This is a genomic window from Tepidiphilus thermophilus (assembly GCF_001418245.1).
In the GTDB taxonomy this organism is placed as follows: domain Bacteria; phylum Pseudomonadota; class Gammaproteobacteria; order Burkholderiales; family Rhodocyclaceae; genus Tepidiphilus; species Tepidiphilus succinatimandens.
Window position 1 is genome coordinate 139,491 of record NZ_LIPU01000003.1, and the last position, 25,904, is coordinate 165,394.

The 25,904-nt window shown below is 65.9% G+C and carries 26 protein-coding genes; 24 read left to right on the top strand and 2 right to left on the bottom strand.

Annotation, left to right across the window (positions count from 1 at the left end; genetic code table 11):
- Positions 1-2: 2 nt before the first annotated feature.
- Positions 3-605 (bottom strand): phenylacetic acid degradation protein PaaY, encoded by a 603-nt coding sequence (paaY, locus tag ASC37_RS03780; RefSeq protein ID WP_055423101.1) that lies wholly within the window; start codon positions 603-605, stop codon positions 3-5.
- A gap of 57 nt (positions 606-662) precedes the next feature.
- Positions 663-2,336: a phenylacetic acid degradation protein PaaN gene (gene paaN, locus ASC37_RS03785; RefSeq protein ID WP_055423102.1), complete on the bottom strand. Its 1,674-nt coding sequence runs from the start codon at positions 2,334-2,336 to the stop codon at positions 663-665.
- Between the two features lie 143 nt (positions 2,337-2,479).
- On the opposite strand from paaN, the gene paaG reads away from it, so the two are divergent.
- From paaG to cas2e, 24 genes are all read left to right on the top strand, one after another.
- Entirely contained in the window at positions 2,480-3,298 is an 819-nt protein-coding gene (gene paaG / locus ASC37_RS03790; protein WP_028875201.1) for a 2-(1,2-epoxy-1,2-dihydrophenyl)acetyl-CoA isomerase PaaG, read from the top strand.
- A gap of 13 nt (positions 3,299-3,311) precedes the next feature.
- Positions 3,312-4,886: a 3-hydroxyacyl-CoA dehydrogenase gene (locus tag ASC37_RS03795; protein ID WP_055423103.1), complete on the top strand. Its 1,575-nt coding sequence runs from the start codon at positions 3,312-3,314 to the stop codon at positions 4,884-4,886.
- Positions 4,883-5,350, top strand: a complete 468-nt coding sequence (gene paaI, locus ASC37_RS03800; protein ID WP_055423104.1) for a hydroxyphenylacetyl-CoA thioesterase PaaI — start codon at positions 4,883-4,885, stop codon at positions 5,348-5,350. Before ASC37_RS03795 ends, paaI begins: the two co-directional genes overlap by 4 nt.
- Before the next feature lie 53 nt (positions 5,351-5,403).
- Positions 5,404-6,726 carry a phenylacetate--CoA ligase PaaK gene (paaK, locus tag ASC37_RS03805; protein WP_055423200.1) on the top strand — a complete coding sequence of 441 codons (1,323 nt, stop codon included), beginning with the start codon at positions 5,404-5,406 and terminating at the stop codon, positions 6,724-6,726.
- 69 nt (positions 6,727-6,795) lie between these two features.
- Positions 6,796-7,500, top strand: a complete 705-nt coding sequence (locus ASC37_RS03810; RefSeq protein WP_072247914.1) for a TetR/AcrR family transcriptional regulator — start codon at positions 6,796-6,798, stop codon at positions 7,498-7,500.
- The gene (pcaF, locus tag ASC37_RS03815) at positions 7,497-8,714 is read left to right on the top strand and encodes a 3-oxoadipyl-CoA thiolase (protein WP_055423105.1); all 1,218 of its coding nucleotides are present in this window, start codon (positions 7,497-7,499) and stop codon (positions 8,712-8,714) included. Before ASC37_RS03810 ends, pcaF begins: the two co-directional genes overlap by 4 nt.
- Before the next feature lie 105 nt (positions 8,715-8,819).
- Positions 8,820-9,965: an ABC transporter substrate-binding protein gene (locus tag ASC37_RS03820; RefSeq protein WP_055423106.1), complete on the top strand. Its 1,146-nt coding sequence runs from the start codon at positions 8,820-8,822 to the stop codon at positions 9,963-9,965.
- Between the two features lie 35 nt (positions 9,966-10,000).
- Positions 10,001-11,149 carry an ABC transporter substrate-binding protein gene (locus ASC37_RS03825; protein ID WP_055423107.1) on the top strand — a complete coding sequence of 383 codons (1,149 nt, stop codon included), beginning with the start codon at positions 10,001-10,003 and terminating at the stop codon, positions 11,147-11,149.
- 92 nt (positions 11,150-11,241) lie between these two features.
- Positions 11,242-12,282 carry a branched-chain amino acid ABC transporter permease gene (locus ASC37_RS03830; protein WP_055423108.1) on the top strand — a complete coding sequence of 347 codons (1,041 nt, stop codon included), beginning with the start codon at positions 11,242-11,244 and terminating at the stop codon, positions 12,280-12,282.
- Positions 12,279-14,117, top strand: a complete 1,839-nt coding sequence (locus ASC37_RS03835) for a branched-chain amino acid ABC transporter ATP-binding protein/permease (protein ID WP_055423109.1) — start codon at positions 12,279-12,281, stop codon at positions 14,115-14,117. The genes ASC37_RS03830 and ASC37_RS03835 overlap by 4 nt, the downstream gene beginning before the upstream one ends.
- Positions 14,114-14,869, top strand: a complete 756-nt coding sequence (locus ASC37_RS03840; RefSeq protein ID WP_055423110.1) for an ABC transporter ATP-binding protein — start codon at positions 14,114-14,116, stop codon at positions 14,867-14,869. Before ASC37_RS03835 ends, ASC37_RS03840 begins: the two co-directional genes overlap by 4 nt.
- A gap of 19 nt (positions 14,870-14,888) precedes the next feature.
- Positions 14,889-15,473 (top strand): hemerythrin domain-containing protein, encoded by a 585-nt coding sequence (locus tag ASC37_RS03845; protein WP_055423111.1) that lies wholly within the window; start codon positions 14,889-14,891, stop codon positions 15,471-15,473.
- A gap of 92 nt (positions 15,474-15,565) precedes the next feature.
- A complete protein-coding gene (locus ASC37_RS03850) occupies positions 15,566-15,916 on the top strand; it encodes a DUF883 family protein (RefSeq protein WP_055423112.1) in 351 nt (116 codons plus the stop codon).
- The gene (locus tag ASC37_RS03855; RefSeq protein WP_055423113.1) at positions 15,916-16,311 is read left to right on the top strand and encodes a phage holin family protein; all 396 of its coding nucleotides are present in this window, start codon (positions 15,916-15,918) and stop codon (positions 16,309-16,311) included. Before ASC37_RS03850 ends, ASC37_RS03855 begins: the two co-directional genes overlap by 1 nt.
- Positions 16,311-16,631: a YqjK family protein gene (locus ASC37_RS03860; RefSeq protein WP_055423114.1), complete on the top strand. Its 321-nt coding sequence runs from the start codon at positions 16,311-16,313 to the stop codon at positions 16,629-16,631. Before ASC37_RS03855 ends, ASC37_RS03860 begins: the two co-directional genes overlap by 1 nt.
- A 42-nt stretch (positions 16,632-16,673) precedes the next feature.
- Entirely contained in the window at positions 16,674-16,928 is a 255-nt protein-coding gene (locus tag ASC37_RS03865) for an accessory factor UbiK family protein (protein WP_055423115.1), read from the top strand.
- Between the two features lie 313 nt (positions 16,929-17,241).
- A complete protein-coding gene (cas3, locus tag ASC37_RS03875; RefSeq protein ID WP_198288993.1) occupies positions 17,242-19,884 on the top strand; it encodes a CRISPR-associated helicase Cas3' in 2,643 nt (880 codons plus the stop codon).
- Positions 19,881-21,395: a type I-E CRISPR-associated protein Cse1/CasA gene (gene casA / locus ASC37_RS03880; RefSeq protein ID WP_055423118.1), complete on the top strand. Its 1,515-nt coding sequence runs from the start codon at positions 19,881-19,883 to the stop codon at positions 21,393-21,395. The genes cas3 and casA overlap by 4 nt, the downstream gene beginning before the upstream one ends.
- A complete protein-coding gene (gene casB / locus ASC37_RS03885) occupies positions 21,385-21,984 on the top strand; it encodes a type I-E CRISPR-associated protein Cse2/CasB (protein ID WP_082438363.1) in 600 nt (199 codons plus the stop codon). The genes casA and casB overlap by 11 nt, the downstream gene beginning before the upstream one ends.
- Positions 21,985-22,009: 25 nt before the next feature.
- On the top strand, positions 22,010-23,146 hold the full coding sequence (gene cas7e / locus ASC37_RS03890) for a type I-E CRISPR-associated protein Cas7/Cse4/CasC (protein ID WP_055423120.1): 1,137 nt from the start codon (positions 22,010-22,012) through the stop codon (positions 23,144-23,146).
- A gap of 5 nt (positions 23,147-23,151) precedes the next feature.
- On the top strand, positions 23,152-23,805 hold the full coding sequence (gene cas5e / locus ASC37_RS03895; protein WP_055423201.1) for a type I-E CRISPR-associated protein Cas5/CasD: 654 nt from the start codon (positions 23,152-23,154) through the stop codon (positions 23,803-23,805).
- Entirely contained in the window at positions 23,790-24,515 is a 726-nt protein-coding gene (cas6e, locus tag ASC37_RS03900; protein ID WP_055423121.1) for a type I-E CRISPR-associated protein Cas6/Cse3/CasE, read from the top strand. The genes cas5e and cas6e overlap by 16 nt, the downstream gene beginning before the upstream one ends.
- Positions 24,516-24,525: 10 nt before the next feature.
- Positions 24,526-25,446, top strand: coding sequence for a type I-E CRISPR-associated endonuclease Cas1e (cas1e, locus tag ASC37_RS03905; protein ID WP_055423202.1), 921 nt, complete (start codon positions 24,526-24,528; stop codon positions 25,444-25,446).
- Positions 25,427-25,741 carry a type I-E CRISPR-associated endoribonuclease Cas2e gene (gene cas2e, locus ASC37_RS03910; RefSeq protein ID WP_055423122.1) on the top strand — a complete coding sequence of 105 codons (315 nt, stop codon included), beginning with the start codon at positions 25,427-25,429 and terminating at the stop codon, positions 25,739-25,741. The genes cas1e and cas2e overlap by 20 nt, the downstream gene beginning before the upstream one ends.
- Positions 25,742-25,904 lie beyond the last annotated feature (163 nt).

A 25,904-nucleotide genomic window follows, 5' to 3' on the forward strand; every position in this document is an offset into this window, starting at 1 on the left:
GTTCATTTGTTGCGCAGTGCCACCAAGGGCACGACTCCTTCCTTCTCGAACCGTTTTCGGTCGGGCTCGGCCTCGGGCAGCGGCGTGCACGGGCGCAGGGTGGCGCGGCTGCGGCGCGTGAGTTCCTGGTAAGTCTGCGTGCCGCTGATTTTCCAGTTTAGCTCCTCTTCGCTCAGCTCGCGTACCACCTTGGCCGGAGCGCCCACGGCGAGGCTGCGCGGCGGGATCGTCATGCCGGCTTTGACGAAGGCGGCCGCGGCGACGATGGCCGATTCCCCCACTTCCGCCTCGTCCATGATCACCGCATTCATGCCCACGAGCGCGTTGCGCCGGATACGGCAGCCGTGCAGGATCGCCCCGTGCCCGATGTGGCCGTCTTCCTCGACCACGGTGTCGATGCCGGGGAAGCCGTGCATGACGCAGCAGTCCTGGATGTTGGCGCCGGCATGCACGATGAGCCGGCCGAAGTCGCCGCGCAGGCTCGCGAGCGGTGCCACATAGACGCCGGGGCCGATGTGCACGTCGCCGATCAGCACGGCGTCGGGATGGACGTAGGCGTCGGGATGGACGACGGGCTTGAGGCCGTCGATTTCATAGCAGGGCATGGCTTTTCTCCGTGCAGCGCCGGATATTCTTCGACCCGGCGCCGCGGCATGAAAAAATCAGGACACGTGCCAGCGACGCTGGATCACGCGGAAGCGGTTGGCGACGAAGGCGGAGTCGGCGTAGCTCGCATTGGCTGCCGGGTTCATGCCGGTGCCGTGGTAGTCGGAGAAGGCAGCCGACTGGTTGACGTAGACCCCGTCGGTGAGATTCAGCGACAAGGCCACGCCGGCGCGGCAGCTCACTTCGACCATCGTCTGCTGGTATTCGGCTTTGGTCGAATACACACCCAGCGTGAGGGCACCATGCTCCCGCACGATGCGCTCGGCGAGCGAGGCCGCCTGGGCCGCGTCGGGCACCGCCACCACGAAGGCGATGGGGCCGAAGCGCTCTTCCATGTAGGCCGCTTCATCCTTGGCTTCACAGGCGACGAGCACCGGCGTGCGCACCTGCGCCCGCGGGAATTCCGGGTGCTCGATGCGCCGCGGGGCCAGCAGAACGCGACCGAAGGCGCCGGAGGCGGCCTCTTCGATGCGTCGCAGGGTCTCCTCCGACTGGATGGCGCCGAGCACGGCCGTGGCCACCTTGACGTCGGTGAGCAGTGCCTCGATCGCCCGGGCGAGATCGCGGCCGACGTCCTCATGGGATTTGTGCCCTTCGTTGGTGTCGATGCCGCCTGCCGGCACCAGGATCGCCTGCGTCGTGGTGCACATCTGCCCCGAGTAGAGCGACAGGGTGAAGGCGAGGTTGCGCAGCATGCCTTGGTAGTCGTCGGTCGATTCGATCACCACCGTGTTGACGCCGGCCAGTTCCGCATACACCTGGGCCTGGCGGCAATGCTCGAGCAGCCAGTTGCCGAAGGCGCAGCCGCCGGTGAAATCGATGGATTTCACCTCCGGGTGGGTGACGAGCCGTTGCGTGTGCTCCCGCTGGGCGAAGACGGCCAGCTGCACCACGTTCGGGTCGAGTCCCTGTTCGGTGAGCAGCTCGCGCAGCACGCGTACGGTGAGCGCGGCTGGCAGAATCGCGTTGCTGTGCGGTTTGACGATGACGGGGTTGCCGGTGGCGAGCGCCGCGAACAGGCCCGGATAGGTGTTCCAGGTGGGGAAAGTGCCACAGCCTATCACCACCGCCGGGCCGCGTCCGACGATCTCATAGCGTTTTTCCATGCGGATCGGCGGATTCTTGCCTTGGGGCTTTTCCCACAGGGCGGTTTCGGGGATACGGCGCATTTCGTCCCAAGCGTAAGTCACTGCTTCCAGCCCGCGATCCTGCGCATGCGGGCCGCCCGCCTGGAAAGCCATCATCCAGCCCTGGCCGGTGGTGTACATCACGGCGTGCGCCAGTTCGAAGCTGCGCCGGTTCAAACGCACGAGGGCTTCGAGCAGCAAGCCCACCCGTCCTTTGGGGCCAAGTTTTTGCCAGTCGTCCTGCGCCTTGCGTGCAGCGGCCACCAGCGACTCGGGCTCGCTCACCGGATAGGAGACGTTCAGCTCCACTCCATAAGGCGAGCGCTCCGGGGCGATCCACTCGCCGGTGCCCGGCTGACCTTCAAGGGAAAACCGCTGGCCGTGGAGGCCGAGCACGGCGGCTTTGCCCTCTTCGAGCGCCGTCTCCCCGTAAATTTTGGGGCTGGGCATTTCGGGGAAAGGGGTCCAGTAGCCACGGCGGGCGATCGCTTCGAGCGCCTGTTCGAGCAGAGCCTGGTGTTTTTCGAAGAGCGGATGGGTCATGGAGCGTCTCCTTCGGTGATTCGGGTTATGTTAAGGTAAAACGATTCGCTATTTTTGAAAAACGTCTTGATCCCTTGACCTGGATCAAGTATATTATTGATCGAACGGTCGGTCAAAAAAATTGATGAGGGGGAGGAGACGACATGGCGGAGACCACGGCGGCCGAAGGGCCGACGATCCTGCTGGAAGTGCGCGAGGCGGTAGCCTGGCTCACGCTCAACCGGCCCGAGCGCCTCAACAGCTTTACCACGCGCATGCACGAGGAGCTGCGCGCCGCGCTCGATCGCGTCGAGGCGGGTCGCGCCGAAGGCACGATCCGGGTGCTGGTGATCACCGGTGCCGGACGAGGCTTTTGCGCCGGGCAGGACCTGTCCGACCGGGCAGTGGCCCCGGGCGCGCAGGCGCCGGATCTGGGCGAGTCGATCGAAAAGAACTACAAGCCGCTCGTGCTGCGCCTGCGCCGGCTCGAGCTGCCGGTGATCGCCGCGGTCAATGGCGTGGCCGCTGGTGCCGGAGCCAACCTGGCGCTGGCCTGCGACCTCGTCTTCGCCGCGCGCTCGGCTTCTTTCATCGAATCCTTCGCCAAGCTGGGGCTCATCCCCGATACCGGCGGCACCTGGGTGCTGCCGCGTCTGGTGGGGCTGGCGCGTGCCATGGGGCTGTCGCTGCTCGGCGAGAAACTCTCCGCCGAAGAGGCCGAGCGCTGGGGGCTCATCTGGAAATGCGTCGAGGACGAGGCGCTGTTGCCCACGGTGCGCGAGGTGGCCGAGCGCCTCGCACAAGGCCCCACGTTCGGCTATGCCATGACGAAGAAAGCCCTGCTCGTCAGCGGCACGAACGATCTGGCCACGCAGCTCGATCTCGAGCGCGACCTGATGTCGGCCTGTGGGCGCAGCGAGGATTATCGGGAAGGGGTGCAGGCGTTCCTCGAGAAACGCCAACCGCGCTTCCGCGGACGCTGAGGGGGAGGAGACGATGCAAGAACGCGAAGGGGGCGCGGCCCTCGCGCCCGGCGAGGCCGTGCTGGTGGTCGGCGCCGGGGCGATGGGGCGCGGGATCGCCCTGGTGGCGGCGAGTGCCGGCCATCTGGTGTTTCTTTCCGACGTGAGCGAGGAGGCCCGCCGGCGCGCGCTCACGGCGATCGCCGAAGAGCTCGATGGCGGGGTGCGCAAGGGGCGGATGAGCGCCGAAGAGGCGAGCGCGATCCGCGATCGTATCCGGGCGGTGGCCGAACCGCAGAGCGTCGCCTCGCAGGTGCGGCTGGTGATCGAGGCGATCGTCGAGGATCTGGAGGTGAAGCGGGTGCTCTTCGCTTCGCTCGAACCCCTGGTACCGCCTCAGGCGATCCTTGCCACCAACACGTCTTCGCTGTCGATCACCGCCATCGCCGCTCCGCTCGCGCGCCCCGAGCGGGTGGTTGGCATGCATTTCTTCAATCCGCCTACGCGCATGAAGCTGGTGGAGGTGGTGAGCGGTCTGGCCACGGCACCGGAAGTGGCGCAAGCCATTAGGGACACCGCCGTGCGCTGGGGCAAGATCGCCGTGATGGCGCGCTCCACGCCGGGGTTCATCGTCAATCGCGTGGCCCGTCCCTTCTATGCCGAGGCCTTGCGCGTGCTCGCCGAGGGAGCGGCCGACTGTGCCACGCTGGATGCGATCGTACGCGAGGCGGGGGGCTTTCCCATGGGGCCCTTCGAGCTGATGGATCTCATCGGACACGATGTCAATTTCGCCGTCACCTCATCCGTGTGGTCGGCCTATTTCTACGACAAGCGCTTCCAGCCCAGCCTCATCCAGCAGGAGCTGGTCTGGGCCGGACGGCTCGGGCGCAAGAGCGGACGGGGGTTCTACGACTACGCCGCAGGAGCGCAGCGTCCCGCCGCGGCCGAAGCCCCGCCATGCCTCGATCGGGCGCCTTCTGCCGTCGCCGCCGTGGGCGAGTTCGGCCCCTTCTCTGCGCTGCTCGAGCGGCTCGCTGCCGCCGGCGTGGTGGTGCACCGACGGCCCGCCGATGCCGGACCCGTGCGGATCGAGGCTGCAGACGTCTGGATCGTGCCCACCGACGGACGCACGGCCACGCGCCTCGCGCACGAGTACGGCCATGCCGACGTCGTCGTGCTCGACTGGGCGCGCGATTGGGCACAGACGCCGCGCGCGGCGCTGGCGCGGGCCGACGGTTGTGCGCAGGATTCCTGGGCATGCGCGCTCGGGCTGCTGCAGCGGGCGGGAATCGCCGTAACCCCGCTCGACGACGTCGCCGGGCTGATTCTCGCGCGCACCGTGGCCATGCTCGCCAACGAGGCGGCCGACGCCGTGCTCGCCGGCATCGGCACGCCGCGCGACATCGATACCGCCATGCGCTACGGCACGAACTATCCGCTTGGGCCGCTCGCCTGGGGAGAGGCAACGGGCGTGGCGCGCATCGTCGGTCTGCTCGATCGGCTCGCCGAGCTCTACGGCGAAGATCGCTACCGGGTCTCGCCGCTCTTGCGGCGGCACCTCTGGAACGGACGGCCGCTCGCCAGCGGCGACGAAGGAGAAAGGAAGTGACGGAAGCTTCATATCGGGATCTCACCGCTGGGCTCGACCCGCAGCAAGTGGCCGAGGCCGTCGGCGCCGGCATGTACGAGCACGATCACTGCGCGCAGAATCTCGGCATCCGGCTGCTGGAGATCGCGCCGGGTTACGCCAAGATGGAGATGGTCGTGCGCCGTGACATGCTCAATGGCTTCGCCATCTGCCACGGCGGCATCGTCACCACGCTGGCCGATACCGCCTTTGCGTATTCCTGCAACAGTTACAACGAGATGACGGTCGCTTCCGGCCTGGCCACCGAGTTTCTCGCGCCGGTGCGCGAAGGCGACGTGCTCACCGCCGAGGGGCGCGAAGTCGCGCTGGCCGGACGTACCGGCGTCTACGACGTCGGCATCACCAACCAGCGCGGCGAGCTGGTGGCCGTGATGCGCGGCAAGTCTTACCGCTTGAAGGGGCGGGCGGTGGTCGAACTCGACTGACGCGGCTGCCCCACACGACGAACGAAGAGGAAGAGGGAAAGGAGGAGATGACCATGCCTGTGAAGAAACCCGCTCCCGGCGATCTGGAGCCGATCGAAACCGCCAGCCTCGACGAGCTGCGTGCGCTCCAGCTCGAACGGCTCAAATGGAGCGTTCGCCACGCTTATGAGAACGTGCCGCACTACCGCAAGCGCTTCGACGAGCACGGGGTGCATCCCGACGATCTGAAATCGCTGGAAGATCTGGCGAAGTTCCCCTTCACGACGAAATACGACCTGCGCGACAACTATCCTTATGGCATGTTTGCCGTGCCGCGCGAGAAGATCGTCCGCATCCACGCTTCCAGCGGCACCACGGGCAAGCCCACGGTGGTGGGCTACACCAAGAAAGACATCGACACCTGGGCCGACGTCGTCGCCCGTTCGATCCGCGCCGCCGGCGGCCGACCCGGTGACATCGTCCACGTGGCCTACGGTTACGGACTCTTCACCGGCGGGCTGGGAGCGCACTACGGTGCCGAGCGTCTCGGCTGTACCGTCATCCCCATGTCTGGCGGTCAGACCGAGAAGCAGATCCAGATGATCATGGATCTCAAACCCGACATCATCATGGTCACGCCCTCGTACATGATGACGGTGTTCGACGAAATGGAGCGCCTGGGCATCGATCCCCGCACCTGCTCGCTCAAAGTGGGCATCTTCGGCGCCGAACCCTGGACCGATGCGATGCGACGGGCGATGGAAGAGCGCGGCGGGTTGGATGCGGTGGACATCTATGGGCTCTCGGAGGTGATGGGGCCGGGGGTGGCCTGCGAATGCGTCGAAACCAAGGACGGGCCGACCATCTGGGAAGACCATTTCTATCCCGAGATCATCGATCCGGTCACCGGCGAGGTGCAGCCAGACGGCGCCGAGGGCGAGCTCGTGTTCACGACGCTCACCAAGGAAGGCCTGCCGATGATCCGCTACCGTACGCGCGATCTCACGCGCCTGCTGCCGCCTACGGCGCGTTCCATGCGCCGCATGGCCAAGATCACCGGCCGCACCGATGACATGCTCATCATCCGCGGCGTCAACGTCTTCCCGACCCAGGTCGAGGAGCTGATCCTGCGCATTCCCAAGCTCGCACCGCACTACGTGCTCGAGGTGGAGAAAGAGGGCTATCTCGACCGGCTCACCGTCAAGGTCGAGATCAATCCCGAGGAAGGCGTCGGTCGCCATCCGGAGCAGAAGCAGGCGCTCGCCAAGGAGCTCGCCCACCTCATCAAGACCTTCATCGGCGTGTCGGCCAACGTCATCGTCGGCGAGCCTTATTCCATCGAGCGCGTGACGGTGGGCAAGGCGCGGCGCGTGATCGACCGGCGTCCGAAAGACTGAGTGCGGCACGGATCGCGGTCGCCGCAGTTATGCTACGGCCTCGATCCATGACGACGCAAGGGAGCGGCGATGGCCCGCAAACGCAGTGAATCCTTCGAACAGCAGCGCAGCGAGATCCTGGAAAAGGCGGCGATGCTTTTTGCCGAAGCGGGCTTTCACGCCGCATCCATGGCCTCGCTCGCCCAGGCTTGCGGCGTATCGAAGGCGCTCCTCTACCATTATTATCAGGACAAGGAGCACATCCTCTTCGACGTGGCCCTGTCCTACGTCGAGCGCCTGGTGGCCATCGTCGAGGAATCGCTCGGAAGTGAACCGCCGGCTTCCCCTGCCCAAGCCGGCGTGGTGCTCGAGCGCCTCATCGCCCGCTTTCTCGAAGAATATCGCCATTCGCAGTATCGGCACATCGTGCTGGTGCAGGACGTCAAGCATCTGCCCGAACCGCTGCGCGAACCGGTGCTGGAGAAGCAGCGCCAGGTGGTACGGGCCTTTGCGGGCGTGCTCGCGGCGCTGGAACCGGAGCTCGCCGCCACGGCGCTGCTCAAACCGGTGACCATGGTGCTCTTCGGCATGATCAACTGGACCTTTACCTGGCTGCGCCCCGATGGCCCCCTCAGTTATGAAGCCATGGCCCCGATCGTGACGACGATGTTCGTAGCCGGCGTGCATGCGCTCGCCAAACGCGAAGACCTGATGCAGCGCTTCGCCATGGCGCCCGAACGATTACGAGGCACGGACGAGGCAGCCGTGCCTACCCTACAAGGAGAACGAGGATGAAGGATCGCGCGGTCTATCTCTGTGACGGCATTCGCACCCCCATCGGGCGCTACGGCGGTGCGCTCGCCCAAGTCCGCCCCGATGATCTCGCCGCCCACGTGATCGCCACGCTCATGGCGCGCCAGCCGAAGGTCGATTGGGAAGCGGTCGACGACGTCTATTTCGGCTGCGCCAACCAGGCCGGCGAGGACAACCGCAACGTCGCCCGTATGGCGGCGCTGCTCGCCGGTCTGCCGCAGACGATTCCCGGCGCGACCATCAACCGGCTGTGCGGCTCGGGCATGGACGCGATCGGCACTGCCGCCCGGGCGATCGCCTGCGGCGAGGCCGAATTGATGATCGCCGGCGGAGTCGAGAGCATGACGCGCGCGCCCTTCGTCCTGGGCAAAGCCGAGAGCGCCTTCTCGCGCAGCGCCAAAATTGAAGATACCACCATCGGTTGGCGCTTCGTCAACCCGAAGATGCAGGCGCGCTACGGCATCGACTCCATGCCCGAGACCGCCGAGAACGTGGCCGAGCAGTTCGGCATCGCGCGCGCCGACCAGGACGCCTTTGCCCTGCGCAGTCAGCGTCGCTACGCCGATGCGGCTGCGCGTGGCTTCTTCGACGGCGAGATCGTGCCGGTAGAGGTTCCGGCGGGCAGGAAAGGCGAGAAAGTGCCAGTGGCGCGCGACGAACATCCCCGCCCCGAGACCTCGCTCGAGACGCTCGCCAAGCTCAAGGGTGTGGTCAAGCCCGAGGGCACCGTCACCGCCGGAAATGCCTCGGGCGTGAACGACGGCGCCGTGGCGGTGCTCGTCGCCGGCGAAGCGGCGGTGGCGCGTTACGGGCTGCGACCGATGGCGCGCATCGTCGCCATGGCCACCGTGGGAGTGGAACCGCGCATCATGGGCATCGGCCCGGCGCCGGCCTCGCGCAAGGTACTCGAGCGTGCGGGGCTGAGTCTTGCACGCATCGATGCGATCGAGCTCAACGAAGCCTTCGCCGCCCAGGCGCTGGCGGTATTGCGCCAGCTGGGCTTGCCCGACGACGCGGAACACGTCAACCCCAACGGCGGCGCGATCGCGCTGGGCCATCCGCTGGGTGCCTCCGGGGCCCGTCTGGTGCTCACCCTTGCGCGTGAGCTCGAGCGGCGCGACGGCCGCTACGGTCTGGCGACGATGTGCATCGGTGTGGGACAAGGCATCGCCATGGTGATCGAACGCATGCGATAAAATTTATACATTGTCAAATCGATTAGATTTGTGATAATTTCTTCTTCGCCTCATCCCGCCACGGCGGGAGAAGCATACGAAATCCTAAAAAAGGGGGAGACGCAGATGAAGAAGAAAAGTCTAGTCATGGGCCTCGTCCTGGCGCTCGGTTGCTCCCTGGCGCAGGCGCAGGTGAAAGTGGGTGTGACGGTGTCGGCCACCGGGCCGGCCGCCTCGCTCGGCGTGCCGGAGAAGAATACGGTGGACCTTCTGCCGCGCGAGATCGCCGGGCAGAAAATCGAGTACCTCGTGCTCGACGACGCATCCGACACCACCACTGCCGTCAGTAATACCCGCAAGTTCATCACCGAACATCAGGTCGATATGGTGATGGGTTCGACGGTCTCGCCCAACGCCCTGGCGATGATCGACGTGGTGGCCGAGGCCAAGGTGCCGATGATCGCCTTTGCCGCCAGCGAGAAGATCGTCTCCCCGGTCGATGACAAGCGCCGCTGGGTGTTCAAGACGGCGCAGAACGACCGCATGATGGCCGAGGCCATCGTCGAGCACATGGCGGCCAACGGTGTGAAGACCGTCGGTTTCATCGGTTTTTCCGATGCCTACGGCGAAGGCTGGTTCGAGAACTTCAAGGCCGCGCTCGACGCGGCGGGCCTCTCGCTCGTGGTCAACGAGCGCTACAACCGCACCGACACCTCGGTGACGGGGCAGGTGCTCAAGATCGTCGGCGCCAAGCCGGACGCGGTGCTCATCGCCGGCTCCGGCACGCCAGCGGCGCTGCCGCAGAAGACGCTCAAGGAGCGCGGCTACGCCGGAAAAATCTACCAGACCCATGGGGTGGCCAACAACGATTTCCTGCGCGTGTGCGGGCGCGACTGCGAAGGAACTTTTCTTCCGGCCGGGCCGGTGCTGGTGGCGGCACAGCTGCCAGACGATCATCCGGTCAAACCGTCGGCGATGGAATACGTTCGCGCCTATGAAGAAAAATTCGGCAAAGGCTCGGTGTCTACCTTCGGAGCGCACGTGTGGGATGCGGGCAAACTGCTCGCGGCGGCGCTGCCCGAGGCGCTCACCAAGGCCAAGCCCGGTACGCCCGAATTCCGCGTCGCGCTGCGTGACGCTCTGGAGCACTTGAAGGAAGTGCATGCGGCCATGGGGGTATTCACCATGAGCCCGACTGATCATCTCGGGCTCGACCGACGGGCGCGGGTCATCGTGCGGATCGAGCAGGGAGCGTGGAAGTACGTCCGCTGAAGGGTTCATTGCAGTGAAACGGAGGAGGGGGAAACATGAAGACGAAAAAACGCATCATCCTAGGTTTGGCGCTGGCCCTTGGCGGGACGCTGGCGCAGGCGCAGGTGAAGGTGGGAGTGACGGTCTCGGCCACGGGGCCGGCCGCCTCGCTTGGCATCCCGGAGAAGAACACCGTGGAGATGCTGCCGAAAGAAATGGCGGGGCAGAAGATCGAGTACATCGTGCTCGACGACGCGTCCGACACCACCACCGCCGTCAATAACACCCGTAAGTTCATCACCGAAGACAAAGTCGATCTGGTGATGGGCTCGTCCATCACCCCGAATGCGCTGGCGATGATCGACGTGGTGGCCGAGGCCAAGGTGCCGATGATCTCGTTTGCTGCCGGGGACAAGGTCATCTCTCCGGTCGACGAGAAACGGCATTGGGTGTTCAAGACGCCGCAGAGCGACCGCATGATGACCGAAGCCATCGTCGAGCACATGGCGGCCAACGGTGTGAAGACCGTCGGGTTCATCGGCTACTCCGACGCCTATGGCGAGAGCTGGTACCAGAGCTTCAGCGAGGCCGCCGCGGCCAAGGGGCTGCAGCTGGTGGTCAACGAGCGCTACAACCGCACCGACACCTCGGTGACGGGGCAGGTGCTCAAGATCGTCGGCGCCAAGCCGGACGCGGTGCTCATCGCCGGCTCCGGCACGCCGGCGGCGCTGCCGCAGAAGACGCTCAAGGAGCGCGGTTATGCCGGAAAGATCTACCAGACCCACGGCGTGGTGAACCCCGACTTCCTGCGCGTGTGCGGGCGCGACTGCGAAGGAACTTTCCTGCCGTCCAGCCCCGTGGTCGTGGCCCCCCAGCTGCCTGACAGTCACCCGGCCAAAGCCGCTGGCGTGGAGTACTTCCAGCTCTACGAGTCCAAGTACGGCAAGGGTTCGGTGACGCAGTTCGGCTCCTACGTCTGGGACGCCGGCAAGCTGCTCGCGGCGGCGCTGCCCGAGGCACTCGCCAAGGCCAAACCCGGCACGCCCGAATTCCGCGCCGCGCTGCGCGACGCGATCGAGCACCTCAAAGAGGTCCCGGCCGCCAACGGGGTCTACACCATGAGCCCGACCGATCACCTTGGGCTCGATCACCGCGCCCGCGTGATGTTGCGCATCGAAAGCGGGCAATGGAAGTACATCCCCTGAGGAACCGGTCGGGCTGAATCGCCGCCCGATCCGAGGATAGAACACCCATCGACCCGCCGCCCTCGAGGCGGCGGGCAGCGAGGATCGTATCCATGGATTCATCGATCGCGTTGATCCTGACGCAGGACGGCATCGTCAACGGGGCAGTCTACGTGCTGCTCGCGCTCGCCCTGGTGCTGGTCTTTACCGTCACGCGCATCATTTTCATTCCGCAAGGGGAGTTCGTCGCGTTTGCGGCGCTCACGCTGGCCATGCTCGAGAACGGGCGCTTTCCCGGAACCGTGTGGCTGGTGCTCGCCGCAGGGCTGGCCGTGTGCGTCATGGAGGCGGGCGCGCTCGTGGCGCGCCACGACTGGCGCTACCGCCTGCAGGTGCTCGGCTGGAACCTTGCCTATCCCTTGGTCCTCTGGGCGCTTGCGGCGACCATCGACTGGCGCGAGGCCGGCCAATGGGGGCGCATCGCCTTCACGCTTGCCTTGATCGTGCCGCTCGGACCCATGATGTTTCGCGTCTTCTTCCAACCGATCGCTTCCGCACCGGTGCTGGTGCTGCTCATCGTGGCGGTGGCGGTGCACGTGGCCCTCGTCGGCCTGGGGTTGTGGATGTTCGGCGCCGAGGGCTACCGTACCCTGCCGTTGTGGGACGAGAATTTCCTCGTCGGACCCTTGCGCATCCCCGGTCAGGCGATCTGGGTGGTGGGGGCTTCGCTTGCCCTCATCGTGCTGCTGGCACAGTTCTTCAGCCGCACGATCTACGGCAAGGCGCTGCGCGCCACTGCCGTCAACCGCAACGGGGCGCGTCTCATGGGCATCTCGCCCAACCTCGCCGGCCGGCTCACGCTCATGCTTTCCGCGGCGATCGGCGCGGTCTCCGGCATCCTCGTCAGTCCCATCACTACCATCTACTACGATACGGGTTTCCTCATCGGGCTCAAGGGGTTCGTTGCCGCCATCATCGGCGGGCTCGCGGCCTATCCGGCCGCCGCGGCCGGAGCGCTCCTGGTGGGGCTGCTCGAATCGTTCAGCTCCTTCTGGGCGAGCGCCTACAAGGAGGTGATCGTCTTCACGCTCATCATTCCCGTGCTCTTCTGGCGCTCGCTGCGCACCCACCACGTCGAGGAGGAGGAAGAATGACGAAAGCGCTTTCCCCCGCCGAACCGCTCGCCGGCCGGCGAGGCATTCCCTCTCGCGGGGTGCTCGCGGCCTTCGTCGCCGTGGTCATCCTCGCGCCGCTCGTGCTGCGTCCTTTCCAGGTGAGCCTGCTCGACTACATCGCCCTCTACGCACTCGTGGCCTTGGGCCTGGTGCTGCTCACCGGCATCGGCGGGCTCACCAGCTTCGGCCAGGCCGCCTTCGTCGGCTTGGGAGCCTACGCTACCGCCGTGGTCACCACGTCGCAGAATCTGCCGGCATGGCTTGCCTGGGCGCAGGGCTCCCCCTGGGGCGGGCTCATCGTCGGACTCGTGCTCACCCTGGTGGCGGCGCTGGTGATCGGTTCCATCACTCTGCGCCTGTCCGGGCACTACTTGCCGCTGGGTACCATCGCCTGGGGCATCAGCCTCTTCTTCCTCTTTGGCAACCTCGAATGGCTCGGCGGGCACACCGGCATGGGCGGTTTGCCGCCGATCTCGCTCTTCGGGTTCGAACTGATCGATCCGGCGCACTTCTATTACCTCGCCTGGGTCGTGCTGCTCGCGGCGATCTGGATGATCAGCAACCTGCTCGACTCGCGCGAAGGGCGGGCGATCCGCGCCTTGCGCGGCGGCCTGGTGATGGCCGAGGCGATGGGGGTAGACACCTCGCGCCAGAAGATGGTGATCTTCGTCGTGGCCGCGGTGCTCGCCTGCGTGGCCGGCTGGATGTATGCGCACCTGCAGCGCTTCGTCAACCCTTCCCCTTTTGGCATCAACATCGGCATCGAGTACCTCTTCATGGCGGTGATCGGCGGATCGGGCTACGTCTGGGGCGCGATCGTGGGGGCGCTCGTCATCACGCTCGCCAAGCAATGGCTGCAGGACTGGCTGCCGCAGCTGCTGGGGCAGAGCGGCAACTTCGAGGTGATCGTCTTCGGCCTGCTGATGGTGCTGGTGCTGCACCGCGCCCGCCAGGGGCTATGGCCCATCGTGCTGCGCTGGGCGCCGGTGGTGCCCTCACCGCGCTCGCTCGATTCGACCCTCGAGCCGCTGCCGCAGCGCCCCAAGCCGCAGCGCGGCACGGTGATCCTGGAAGCGCGCGAGATTACCAAGCGTTTCGGCGGGCTGGTGGCGAACGACAAGATGAGCCTCACCGTCAAGGCCGGCGAAATCCTCGCCCTCATCGGCCCCAACGGGGCGGGCAAGAGCACCCTGTTCAACCAGCTCTCCGGGGTCGATACGCCCACCGAAGGCAAGATCTTCTTCCTCGGCGAGGACGTCACCGGCAAGACCTCGCGCGAGATCGCGCGCATGGGTATGAGCCGGACCTTCCAGCACGTTCGCCTGCTGTCCAATCGCTCGGTGCTCGAGAACGTCGCGCTCGGGGCGCATCTGCGCGGACATGCCGGCGTGTTCGCCGCCATGCTGCATCTGGAGCGCAAGGAGGAAGCACGCCTGCTTGCCGAAGCAGCCCGCCAGATCGAGCGGGTGGGGCTGTGGGAGCATCGCTTCACCGAGGCCGGCGCGCTCGCGCTCGGCCAGCAGCGCATCGTCGAGATCGCCCGCGCGCTGTGTGCCGACCCCTGCCTGTTGTTGCTCGACGAGCCCGCCGCCGGCCTGCGCCACAAAGAGAAGCAGGCGCTCGCCGAGCTGCTCGACCGGCTGCGCGCCGAGGGCATGGGCATTCTGCTCGTGGAGCACGACATGGACTTCGTCATGGGGCTGGCCGATCGGGTCGTCGTCATGGAATTCGGGCAGAAAATCGCCGAAGGGCTGCCGGAAGAAGTGCAGCAGGATCCGGCCGTACTCGAAGCCTATCTGGGAGGGGTGCAATGAACGCCGACACGAGGCCGCTGCTCGAGGTGCGTGGGCTGTGCGTTTCCTACGGCAAGGTCGAGGCGCTGCACCAGGCCGGCATCGAGGTGGGCGCCGGGCAGATCGTCACCGTCATCGGTCCCAACGGGGCGGGCAAGACGACCCTGCTCTCGGCCGTCATGGGGCTGCTGCCCTCGCGCGGCGAGATCGTCTTCGACGGCGAGCCGCAACCACGGCCCGACGTCGAATACCTCGTGACGCGGGGCATGGCCCTGGTGCCGGAGAAGCGCGAGCTTTTCGGAGAGATGAGCGTCGAGGACAACCTCGTGCTCGGCGCCTTCCAGCGCTACCGACGGGGTGAGCGGGACTATCGCGACACGCTCGAAGAAGTCTACGCCCTCTTTCCCCGTCTCAAGGAGCGTCGCGCCCAAGCCGCCGGCACGCTCTCGGGCGGCGAGCGGCAGATGCTCGCCGTGGGGCGTGCGCTGATGGGCAAGCCGCGGCTGCTCATGCTCGACGAACCCTCGCTCGGGCTGGCCCCACTCATCGTGCGCGAGATTTTTCGCATCATCGCTTCCCTGCGCGAGCGCGGCGTCTCCATCCTGCTGGTGGAGCAGAACGCCCGTGCCGCGCTGCAGGTGGCCGACTACGGCTACGTGCTCGAGATGGGCGAGATCACCATGCACGGGCCGGCCCATGAGCTCGCCACCGACCCGCGCGTGATCGAGGCCTATCTCGGCCTGGGCAAACACCAAGAACGACTCGCGCCTTGAGCGCCAAGGAGCCTTTTCCATGACCGCATGGCGACGCATCGAAGACGAACACCAGGCCCACGCCGCGATCATCCACGGGTTGCGCTACCTCATCGAGGCGATCGAAGAGGGGAGGCAGCAGCCCGACTTCGAGCTGCTGCGCGCGATGGTGCACTATGTGGCCGAATACCCCGAACGCTCACATCATCCCAAGGAAGACCGCTTTCTCTTCGCCCGGCTCAAGGAGAAGACGCACGAGGCCGACGCGGTGATCGCGCGTCTGGAGCAGGAACATGCCGCCAATGAAAAGCGCGTGGCCGAACTCCAGGAGGCGCTTCGTGCCTATGCCGCGGGCGAGGCGGGCGGTTTCGAGACGTTCAAGCAAGCCTTCGGACGTTACGCCGACTTCTACCGCCAGCACATGATCACCGAAGAGCGGGAGATCCTCCCCTTGGCGCGGCGGGTGTTCAGCGCCGAAGACTGGGCGGCGATCGACGAGGGCTGGCGTACCCGCCCCGATCCGCTCGCGGGGGCGACTTTCACCGAGGATTGGGAGAAGGCATTCCGGGAACTGGTCATGCGCGCACCGCCGCCCATTGGGCTGGGTTCCACCCCTTCCGGCTGACCGTCGAAGTTCGACCAACGCACGTTTTTTTTGCCTTTATGGGCTCCGTCGCCTAGAATGAAACAGGTTGAATTTTTTCTTGGAGAATCACCATGAACGAGCAAAACGTGCAAACACAGCCGACACCTACGCCTCAAGCGAGTGCAGAAAAGCTCAAGGAAGATCTGCGCCATCTGGCGCAGACGCTCGAAGAACTGGTGGCCGCGACCGCCGGTGAGACGAGCAGCGAGATCCGCGAGCTGCGCGAGCGCGCCCGTACCCGTTTGGAGGAGACCCGGGCGCGGCTCGCCGAGCGCGGCACCGAGTTCTACCAGCAGGCGAGCACCACGCTGCGCGCCACCGCCCAGCAGACCGAAGGCTACGTGCGCGAGCATCCCTGGACCAGCATCGGTCTGGGGGCCGCCGTGGGCATGCTGATCGGGTTGCTGATGGGTCGCCGCTGATGGAGCGTCCCGCCGGCCCGATGGAGCGCGTCTTCGGCGCCTCCAAGCGCCTCCTGGAGCATCTGCTCGAAGGCGGCGAGATGCGCCTGCGGCTGGCGGTGCTCGAACTGGAGGAAGAACGCGCCCGGCTCTTCGATCTTTTGCTCCTTGCCGGCCTGAGCCTGGCGCTGGCTGCCTTGGGGCTGGCCTTCGTCGGCGTATTCGTGGTTGCCGCCTTCTGGGAAACCCATCGCCTCGCCGCCATCGCGGCGGTGGCTGCCGTTTTTCTGCTGGGGGCCGCATTCGCCGCCTGGCGCCTGCGCCGCCTGGCGCGCCGACGCAGCCTGCTGCGTGCCACGCTCGAGCAGCTCGCCACCGACCGGCAGCTGCTCGCCGAGCCGGGCGAGGGGGCCTGATGCGCCGCGACGAACTCGCCGCCCGCAAGGCCGAGCTGGAAGCGCGCATCGCCGCCCACCGGCGGCGCATGATGCAGGATGCGCGCGAGTGGCGCGAGGCGGTGCGCCCCGTCGATAACGCCTGGCACACCCTCGTGCGCTGGAAAGTGCCGCTCGCGCTCGCCGGCGGCGCACTCCTGTGGCGCCTGGGGCGGCGCGGCACGGCGCAGGCGGCGTTGAAATGGTGGGGGCGGGGGTTGGGCGTAGTCGAGGGCGTGCGGCTGGCGCACAAATTGCTTTCCGGCAAGAGCGGCGGTTGGCGCGATCGGGGGACCGCGTGATACACTGCGGCGCGATCCCCTGCCACTTCCAAGGATGACATCATGAATCCTCCCCCCATGTTCGACGAACTCGCGCAGAAACTCAAGCACCTCGCCGAGACGAGTCCGCTCAAGGATTTCGAGAAGAATGCCAAGGCGCTGCTCGCCTCCATGTTCGAGCGCATGGATCTCGTCACCCGCGAAGAATTCGAAGCGCAGCGCGAGCTGGTCGTCAAGCTGCGGCAAGAACTCGCCGAGCTCGAACGGCGCGTTGGGCTGCTGGAAGCCCAGCTCGTCGGCGGCACGGACGAAGACTGAATTCCGCGCTGCGGGCAAGGCGGTGCCGTTGGATGAAAGAGCCGGCCTGAGGGCCGGCTCTTTTACGTCGAACGATGCTTTCCCCTTATTCCCATGCAATGATAGTCAAAATATCTTGACATGCTCGTCGTTTCCCATGACGATATTGCCATGGACATGGGAGGGGCGGGGGCATGGTACCTTGGGGCAAGGCCGATGTGGCCAGAGGCGTGCGACGTCGCCGCCGTTTTCCCTCTCCCTAGCACCAGAGCCGTGATGGGGCGGTGGAGGAGCTTGGGGGTTGAAGATGGGGGAGGGAGGGGGAGTTATTTCAGTGGCCAACGGCACTACTAGCCCATTGCAGGAGCCGGAGTGCCTGTTCTTTTGGGGCAAGAGCGCACCGGAGGAGTCGGGGGCGGTGCATGGCCACTCCCTGCTTTCCCACCTGCTCGACGTGGCTGCCGTGGCGCGGGTGCTGCTCGAACGATTCGTTCCCCCTTCTGCATTGCAGGAATTCGGGGCCGAGGTGCTTGCCGCGCTCGTTGGCTTGCACGATTACGGCAAGGCGATCCCCGGCTTTCAGGCCAAGTGGCCGCAAGGGCGGGCGCGGTTGGAATCGGCAGGGTTTTCCTTTCGGCCGCCGCAGGTGCTGAAACAGGACCGGCACGATCTGGCCACCGCCGCCTTGCTGCCGCGGGAGGCGCACCTTGCCGAGGCGCTCGCCTGCATTCTGGGTGGGCATCACGGCTATCTCGTCCGATTGGGTGAGCGCAAACATGCCGCGCCGAACCGTGAATCCCCCGAATGGCGCGCGGCGCGATGTGCCTTGCTGCGCGACTATCTCGCAGCGCAGGGGCTCGATGCATCCGCCGTGCCGGACGGGGAATTTTTGGAAACCCGGCTCGACGCGGCGCTGTGGCTGGCCGGACTCGTGAGCGTGGCCGACTGGATCGGCTCCAACGACGCCTTCTTTCCTTATGCGGGACGCCCCCCACTCGGTCCGGCCTACTGGCAGGATGCGCAAGAACGTGCCGCTCGTGCCTTGCAGGAACTGGGCTGGCGCGAAACCGTGAGCTTGCTCCGGGATGAACACGCAGGCACGGCCGCCCTTCTTTCCCGCATGACGGGAAAAGCGCTTGCGCCGCGCCCCTTGCAGAGCGCCGTCGAGGAACTGCTGCGCGGGATCGCCGAGCCGCCGCTCGTGCTCATCGAGGCACCGATGGGTGAGGGCAAGACCGAGGCGGCTTTCCTCGCGTTCTTGCGCCTGCAGCGGCGCTTCGGCCTGCGTGGGTTTTACGTCGGGCTGCCGACGCAGGCGACCGGCAACGCCATGTTCGAGCGCGCGGTGCGCTTTTTGCAGGCTTTCGCCGACCAGCACGACGTCCAGCTCGACATCCAGCTCGCGCATGCCGGGGCTGAATTGGTCGAGTCGTATCAGGCGCTGCGTGGCGTCTACGGCGAACCAGGCGAGCACGTTGCCGCGGCGAGCTGGTTCGCCAAGCCCAAACGCGCGCTCCTTTCCCCGTTCGGGGTCGGCACCGTCGATCAGGCGCTCTACGCCGTGCTGCACGTCAAGCACCATTTCGTGCGGCTGTGGGGGCTCGCCCGGCGCGTCGTCATCCTCGACGAAGTGCACGCGTACGATGTCTACACCGGCGGCCTGATCGCGCATCTCTTGCGCTGGCTGAAGCGCATGGGCTGCGCCGTGATCCTGCTCTCGGCCACGCTGCCGCGCGCCAAACGCCAAGAACTCCTCGCCGCCTGGGGCGTCGCCGAAAACGAGGAAAGCGCCTATCCGCGCGTCCTGCTGGCCCAAGGCGGGCGGATTGCATCCCGAACGATCATCGCCCGCGAGCAGGCGCCGATTGCGCTCTGTGCGCTTTCCGAGTTGCTCGAATCCATCGCCGAGACGGCGCGGAATCTGACGGCCGAGGGCGGCTGCATCGCCGTCATCGTCAACACCGTCGACCGCGCACAAACCCTTTACTCGATGCTCGAAGATACGGTCGGAGATGCGGCCGAGGTGCTGCTCTACCACGCGCGCTTTCCCGCCGACGAACGGCAGGCGATCGAGCAAAAGGTGCTTGCGCATTTCGGCAAAGAATGCGAGCGGCCCGAACGCGCGATCCTCATCGCTACACAGGTCGCGGAACAGAGCCTCGACGTCGATTTCGACGCCATGATCACCGACTTGGCGCCCGTCGACCTCGTGCTGCAACGCGCCGGGCGCCTGCATCGGCACCCGCGCCAGCGCCCCGAAGCGCATCGGGAGCCGGTGCTCTACGTGGCCGGTCTGGCCGGCGAGTCACCGCCCGATCTCACCGCGACGCGCTGGAAGTACGTCTATCAGCCCTACATTTTGCTGCGCAGTTGGCGGCAATTGCGCGAGCGCCCAATCGTTCGGCTGCCTGACGACATCGACTCCTTGGTGCAGGCGGTCTATGACGCTGCACCAGCGGATGAGGGCGCGGAGGTGGCGACGGTGCAGGATCAGGATGCGGCCTATGGCCAATACCTCGCCGAGATGCAGGAAATGCGCCAGCGGATGCACAACGTCGCGCTCGACACCGACGCGCCCGATCTTTTCGCGTTCATCGACATCCCGCAAGCGCGCGAAGCCGGCGAAGGGGGGCTCGAAGTCGTCACGCGTCTGGGCGAAGAAAGCCTTGCCGTGGTGCCGCTGTGGGTCAGCGAAGCCGGCTGGCGCGAGCGCCCGGATGCGCCGCCTTTCGATCCGCAGCGTCCGCTCGAGCGCGACCGCGCGCGGGCCGTCTATGCACGTCAGCTGCGTGTCTCACGCAAGGCGCTCATCGAAGTCCTCAAAGCGCAAGCAAGGCCGCCGGCGTTCGCCGAATCCCCGTATCTGCGCGACCTCTACCCATTGATTCTCGATGACGAAAGCAAGACAATGGTAGGAAACCTGCAAGTGCGGCTCGATCCCTGTCTGGGGTTGGTCTATGAGAAGGAGGAGACGTGAACCATTTGGCGCGCTACAACCTAATCGACGAAGCCTGGATTCCCGTACGTGGGCAGGATGGACAAAGCCGCACGGTGGGCTTGGCCGAGTTGTTCCGCCATGCTCATATCATCCGAGACCTCGACGAACCCAGCCCCGCCAACCGCGTGGCGCTCTACCGCCTGCTGCTCGCCATCCTGCACCGCGCCTCAAGTGCGCGTTTCGGATCATGGGCCCGGCAGGAGCGCCGACGCTGGCGACGTGAAGGATTGCCGACCGACGCCGTACTCGATTATCTCGAACACTGGCGCGAGCGTTTCTGGCTCGTGCATCCCGAACACCCTTTCATGCAGGTGGCGGCGCTCGCGCACCATCCGGACACGAAAGACAAGAAAAAATCCGTCTTGCACCTTGCTTTGTTGGGTAACGACGGTTTTCTCTTCGATCACCGCAAGACGGCGACCTTGCCATGGCCAGACGCCTTGCGCGACATGCTGGGGTTATTCAGTTTCACGCCCGGCGGCCTCATCAAAATCCTCAAGACTTCCGACAACGCCGGGCCGCTTGCCAACAGCGCCGCTTTTTTGGCGCTGGGTGCGAACCTGGGCGAGACACTGTTGCTCAACTTGGGCTCGGCAAAATCCAACCAGAACGATCTGCCCGCCTGGGAAAAGGTGCCGCCCGCGATCAAAGACCTCGCCGCGCCCGCCACCTTGGCCACCGGCCCGAACGATCGCTACACCCGTCAGTCGCGGGGTGTCTTGCTCGACGTGGACGATGATGGGCGGGTGAGCGAACTGTGGTTCGCTCCGGGGCTTGCCTTGCAAGACGATCCCCATGCGCCCGATCCGATGGTGGCGCAGCGCATGAGCAAGGACGGCAAAACGATTTTGCGCATCCGCTTCGACGGCGGCCGCGCGCTGTGGCGCGATTTGCCCAGCCTCACGGCGACCGCAAAAGAACAGGCACCCGCCGTGCTGCGCTACGCAGCCGAAATCACCGACGATAGCGAGATGCTGCATGTGCTCGCGGCCGGATTTACCAACAATTCAAATAAACACGCAAAGTTCGAACACGTCCGCATGGAGCTCGTGCGCCTGCCGCACGCCTTGCTCGCGGTCGAGGCGGCTGCGGCACAGTTGCAGGAAGATGTAGCGCGCGCCGAAGCCCTGTACGACAAGCTGCATGATGTTTTGGCTGTGCGCGTCGTGGCGCTCGCCCAGCCCAACCCTGAACACAAGGAAACCCGCAAAAAAGCCCGCGCGCGCGTCGCGCAAAGCCCCTTGCCTGACGTCTATTTCACCCATCTCGAACAGCGCCTGCCGGCCTTGATGGCGGCCTACGCCGCCAACGACTGGGGAGCGGCGCATCGTCTCTGGCAGAACGCCATGACCGAGGCCGCGCACGCCTTCTGGCACGAACTAGGCATCCTGCTCTCCGACACGCCGCGCGCCTGGAAGGCGATGGCGCAGACGGAGCCCGCATTCCATACCATCCTCCGCAACCACCAGGAGAACCGCGATGCCGCATGAGCAAAGCGTCTCGCCAGACAACCCCCCACGAGGGTCGACGCAGCCCCGGGTGCAGGCGTTCGTCGAACACCTCGCGAACATCTGCGAAGACCGGGGCGCGCGCGCCATCTTGCGTCGCTCGGCGGGATTTGCCCCGGGCGAGTATGTGCCTGCCTTTCCCTTCGTCGAGCCCTTCCTGCCCGACGAGGCGCCCGAGAGCGAGCGGCGTGCGTTTTACCTCTGCGCCATGCTCTACGCGCTGCACGGCCAGCACCAGGAAGGTCGTTCGCTCGCCAAGGCCTTCGGGTCGCTGTGGAGGAAGAACGACCAGCGCCCCAGCCTCGAAAAGCGCTTCATCGCGCTCCTCGAAGCCGATGCCGACGGCCTGTCCGAACATTTGCGCCAGATCGTCATGCTGCTGAAGGAGGAGGCGTTCGACCATGCGGCTTTGCTCACCGACTTACGCGAACTCATGAAGCCTTACACCACCGAGCGGCAAAACCGTATCCGTGCCCGCTGGGCCAAGGACTTTTACCGCAGCGAAACCCGCGCGACCGACGCCTCCACCGCAGCCGACACGTCCGAACCCGCCGCAACGCCTCTACCTTGATCCCGACGACTTTCAGGAGAATGCCATGCCCCCTTTCATCGAAACCCACATCATCCAGAACATCGCCCCCAGCAACCTCAACCGCGACGACACAGGCGCGCCCAAGGACGCCATCTTCGGCGGATTTCGGCGCGCGCGCCTGAGTTCGCAGGCGCAGAAGCGGCCGGTACGCCGGTTTTTCCGGGAAAGCCGTTTGATCGCGCCGCAGCATCTGGGCTTGCGTACCAAGAAAGTGATGGCGCGCTTGTCCGAAATGCTGCTCACCCGGGGACGTGAGGCGCCCGACAATGCCATTCGTCAGGCGCTCGCCGCCATCCACATGAAGCTCGACGACAAGGGCGAGGCGCAATACCTGCTGTTCCTCGCCGAAGATGAACTGGCGCGTTTCGCCGACCTTATCGACCGCCATTGGGATGCGCTCAACATCGAGGCGGATGGCAAAAAATCCAAGAAAGACGCCAAATCGACGCTGCCCAAGGAGGTGATCGCCGAGGCGAGCCGGATTCTCGACGGCGGGCGGGCTGCCGACATCGCCCTTTTCGGCCGCATGCTCGCTGATCTGCCGGGCGCCAACCAGGACGCCGCCTGCCAGGTGGCGCATTCGATCTCCACCCACGCGGTCGAGCGCCAGTTCGACTACTTCACCGCGGTGGACGATCTTGCCACGCCCGAGGAAAGCGGTGCGGCGATGATCGACAACGTCGAATTCAACTCCGCCACTCATTACCGCTACGCCGCGCTCGACCCGCTGAAACTCCTCGCCAACCTGCAAGGCGACGAGGAACTCGCACTGGCGAGCGTGCGCGCTTTCATCGAGGCGTTTGCGTGCACGCTGCCTTCCGGCAAGCAAAACAGCTTTGCCGCGCACAATCCGCCCGCTTTCGTCGGCGTGGTGCTGCGCCAAAAGATGCCGATCAACCTCGCTAACGCCTTCGAGCAACCCGTTTTCCCGCAGCGCGACCGGGCGCTCTCCGCGCTCTCGGTCGAGCGGCTCGCGCATCAGGAAAAAACCCTGGCCCAAGCCTATGGCGAAGAAGGACCGTGGGCCGTGCTCGATCTCACCGGTGCCTGGGATGCGGGCGGAACCGCCGTGGTCAAGCTCGCCGACCTGGCCGAATGGGCGGCACGGCAGGCGGCGGAACGCTACGCGGCGCGAGGCTGAAAGCCATGCCGACGCTGCTTTTGCGCCTCGCCGGCCCCCTGCAATCCTGGGGTACGACGAGCCGATACGACGAGCGTGATTCCCAGCTCGAACCGAGCAAATCCGGCGTGCTGGGGCTGCTCTGCGCTGCGCTGGGCCGCGACCGGCATCTGCCGGTGGATGACCTCGCGCGGCTACGCATGGGCGTGCGGGTGGATCGGGAAGGCGTGCGGGTGCGCGATTTTCAGACCGTACAGGGCGTGCTCAAGCGCGATGGCAAGGCGGATGCCGATTCGACCATCATCAGCCCGCGCTATTACCTGTCCGACGCCGTCTTCCTCGTCGGGCTGGAAGGCGACGAGGTGGATTTTCTCCGCTCGCTCCAGGCGGCGCTCCATCGTCCGGTCTGGCCGATCTTTCTCGGCCGCAGGAGTTGCCCGCCCGGATTGCCCGTGGCCCTGCCCGACGGCGTGTGTGACACCTCGCTCGAAGAGACTCTGCGCCGCCATCCTTTGCTCGTGGGCGGCGAGGAGGGCGCACGGCCTTTGCGCGTCGTCCTCGAAAACCCCGATGACGGCGAAGGCGCGCTACGCCTCGACCAACCCATCGCGCCTTTTGCCGAGCGGCGTTTTGGCGCGCGTTTCGTGCGCTCGGAGGTCTGGACATGCCCCTTATCCTGAGCCGGCTGGTGCTCGATCCGCGCGACCATGCCGCGCGCCGTGACGTGGCAAACCCCTATGCGATGCACCAGACGCTCGCGCGCGTCTTTGCCGAGCACCCGGATGCTCCGCCAGCGCGCTTTCTCTGGCGCCTGGAGCCGGGCGGGCCGTTCGATCGGCCCACCGTCCTGATCCAGAGCGATCGAGCCGGGAACTGGGAGCGCTTGCCACCACGCTATGGGCATGCCCAAAGCAAGCCCTACGACCCCGCGCGCCTGCTGCAAACGGGGCGCGAACTGCGTTTTCGGCTGTATGCCAACCCGACCCGGGCGCGGAAAGTCGACGGGACGCCCGCGCGTCGCGGGCAGCGCGTGGGGATCCACGATGACCTCGAGGCGCTGGCATGGCTCGATGGCCAAGGCCGAACACGCGGAGGTTTCACGCTGTGTCGCCTCGAGCGTGCCGCGGTGCGAGCCGGCGAGGCGTTTTGGTCGGACCCCGGCGCGAGCGGCGAAACGGAGGTGCCGACCCTGTTCGACGTCCAGGTACGTCGCTCGCGTTGGCGTTTTCGCAAACCGGGCACCGACGCCGCGGCTTGGCTCACGTTCGACGTCGCCTACTACGACGGACGCATGGAAGTGACCGATCCCGGGCGTCTTCTGCAGATCATCGAACAGGGGCTTGGGCGCGGCAAGGCGTTTGGCCTGGGGCTGCTATCGGTGGCGCCGTGAGGTCATCGTCATGAACGAACCGCTGCCGCCACCGCGCCCGATACCGATCAAGGAGCGCCTCTCGGTGCTCTACGTCGAGAAAGGGCAGCTCGACGTGCTCGACGGCGCTTTCGTCGTCGTGGATGTCAACGGGGTGCGCACCCATATCCCCGTGGGCGGCGTGGCCTGCCTGATGCTGGAGCCCGGCACGCGCGTCTCGCATGCCGCCTGCGCGCTCGCGGCGAGGGTGGGTACCTTGCTCGTTTGGGTGGGTGAGGCCGGTGTTCGCCTCTATTCCGCCGGGCAACCGGGCGGTGCCCGTTCCGACCGGCTGCTGTATCAGGCAAAGCTCGCCCTGGACGATGAGCTGCGCCTCAAAGTCGTGCGCCGCATGTTCGCCATTCGCTTCGGTCAAGAGCCGCCGCAGCGACGCTCCGTCGAGCAACTTCGCGGCATCGAGGGGGCGCGCGTGCGCGAAATGTACAAGCGGCTGGCCGAACGCTACAAAGTGCGCTGGGTGCATCGTGACTACGATCCTGAATCCTGGGAGGCCTCCGACCGACCCAATCGCTGCCTGTCGGCTGCCACCGCAGCGCTCTACGGCGTCACCGAAGCGGCGGTGCTTGCCGCAGGCTATGCACCTGCGATCGGTTTCATCCACACTGGAAAGCCGTTATCCTTCGTCTACGATATCGCGGACCTTTTCAAATTCGATACCGTCGTGCCGGTCGCTTTCGAAGTGGCCGCCTCGGCGAAGGCGAACGCCGAGCGGGAGGTGCGCCTGCGCTGCCGCGACGTATTCCGCCGGACGCGGCTTCTCGAAAAGATCATCCCGACCATCGAGGATGTGCTTGCCGCCGGCGGCATCGCGCCTCCTGAGCCGGCGCCTGACCAAGTGCTGCCGGCCATTGCCGACAAGGAGCCTTTGGGCGATGTTGGTCATCGTGGTTGAGAACGTCCCGCCCCGGCTACGGGGTAGATTGGCCGTCTGGCTGTTGGAAGTGCGTGCTGGCGTCTACGTCGGCAATTACTCGCGCAGGGTACGCGAGGAGATCTGGCGCCACGTCGAAGCCGGCGTCGGCGAGGGCAACGCCGTGATGGTCTGGCGCACGAACAACGAGGCAGGCTTTGAATTCGTGACGATAGGGGCCAACCGGCGCGTGCCCGTCGAACTGGACGGCGTCCAGCTCGTGTCGTTCCTACCGCCAGAGCCGGTGTCGCCAAACGGTGGGTCGGCGGTAGGTTAGCGGGCAGTGTGCAACTTATTTAAAAACATGGGAAAATTTCAAGTGTGTTCCCCGCGTGCGCGGGGATGAACCGGCTTACCAGTCGGTGGCCTTGGACTCGATCAGCGTGTTCCCCGCGTGCGCGGGGATGAACCGCCACAGGCGAGGTACGGCGCGCGGCGTG

Bases quoted from the DNA above. Each gene is read 5' to 3' on its own strand.
- cas1e (WP_055423202.1), top strand. From the start codon at position 24,526: ATGAACGAACCGCTGCCGCCACCGCGCCCGATACCGATCAAGGAGCGC.
- ASC37_RS03820 (WP_055423106.1), top strand. From the start codon at position 8,820: ATGAAGAAGAAAAGTCTAGTCATGGGCCTCGTCCTGGCGCTCGGTTGC.
- ASC37_RS03825 (WP_055423107.1), top strand. From the start codon at position 10,001: ATGAAGACGAAAAAACGCATCATCCTAGGTTTGGCGCTGGCCCTTGGC.
- cas5e (WP_055423201.1), top strand. From the start codon at position 23,152: ATGCCGACGCTGCTTTTGCGCCTCGCCGGCCCCCTGCAATCCTGGGGT.
- paaY (WP_055423101.1), bottom strand. From the start codon at position 605: ATGCCCTGCTATGAAATCGACGGCCTCAAGCCCGTCGTCCATCCCGAC.
- paaK (WP_055423200.1), top strand. From the start codon at position 5,404: ATGCCTGTGAAGAAACCCGCTCCCGGCGATCTGGAGCCGATCGAAACC.
- ASC37_RS03795 (WP_055423103.1), top strand. From the start codon at position 3,312: ATGCAAGAACGCGAAGGGGGCGCGGCCCTCGCGCCCGGCGAGGCCGTG.
- cas2e (WP_055423122.1), top strand. From the start codon at position 25,427: ATGTTGGTCATCGTGGTTGAGAACGTCCCGCCCCGGCTACGGGGTAGA.
- ASC37_RS03865 (WP_055423115.1), top strand. From the start codon at position 16,674: ATGAATCCTCCCCCCATGTTCGACGAACTCGCGCAGAAACTCAAGCAC.
- ASC37_RS03850 (WP_055423112.1), top strand. From the start codon at position 15,566: ATGAACGAGCAAAACGTGCAAACACAGCCGACACCTACGCCTCAAGCG.
- cas6e (WP_055423121.1), top strand. From the start codon at position 23,790: ATGCCCCTTATCCTGAGCCGGCTGGTGCTCGATCCGCGCGACCATGCC.
- ASC37_RS03830 (WP_055423108.1), top strand. From the start codon at position 11,242: ATGGATTCATCGATCGCGTTGATCCTGACGCAGGACGGCATCGTCAAC.
- ASC37_RS03840 (WP_055423110.1), top strand. From the start codon at position 14,114: ATGAACGCCGACACGAGGCCGCTGCTCGAGGTGCGTGGGCTGTGCGTT.
- pcaF (WP_055423105.1), top strand. From the start codon at position 7,497: ATGAAGGATCGCGCGGTCTATCTCTGTGACGGCATTCGCACCCCCATC.
- ASC37_RS03860 (WP_055423114.1), top strand. From the start codon at position 16,311: ATGCGCCGCGACGAACTCGCCGCCCGCAAGGCCGAGCTGGAAGCGCGC.
- paaN (WP_055423102.1), bottom strand. From the start codon at position 2,336: ATGACCCATCCGCTCTTCGAAAAACACCAGGCTCTGCTCGAACAGGCG.
- cas7e (WP_055423120.1), top strand. From the start codon at position 22,010: ATGCCCCCTTTCATCGAAACCCACATCATCCAGAACATCGCCCCCAGC.
- casB (WP_082438363.1), top strand. From the start codon at position 21,385: ATGCCGCATGAGCAAAGCGTCTCGCCAGACAACCCCCCACGAGGGTCG.
- ASC37_RS03810 (WP_072247914.1), top strand. From the start codon at position 6,796: ATGGCCCGCAAACGCAGTGAATCCTTCGAACAGCAGCGCAGCGAGATC.
- ASC37_RS03835 (WP_055423109.1), top strand. From the start codon at position 12,279: ATGACGAAAGCGCTTTCCCCCGCCGAACCGCTCGCCGGCCGGCGAGGC.
- paaG (WP_028875201.1), top strand. From the start codon at position 2,480: ATGGCGGAGACCACGGCGGCCGAAGGGCCGACGATCCTGCTGGAAGTG.
- ASC37_RS03845 (WP_055423111.1), top strand. From the start codon at position 14,889: ATGACCGCATGGCGACGCATCGAAGACGAACACCAGGCCCACGCCGCG.
- ASC37_RS03855 (WP_055423113.1), top strand. From the start codon at position 15,916: ATGGAGCGTCCCGCCGGCCCGATGGAGCGCGTCTTCGGCGCCTCCAAG.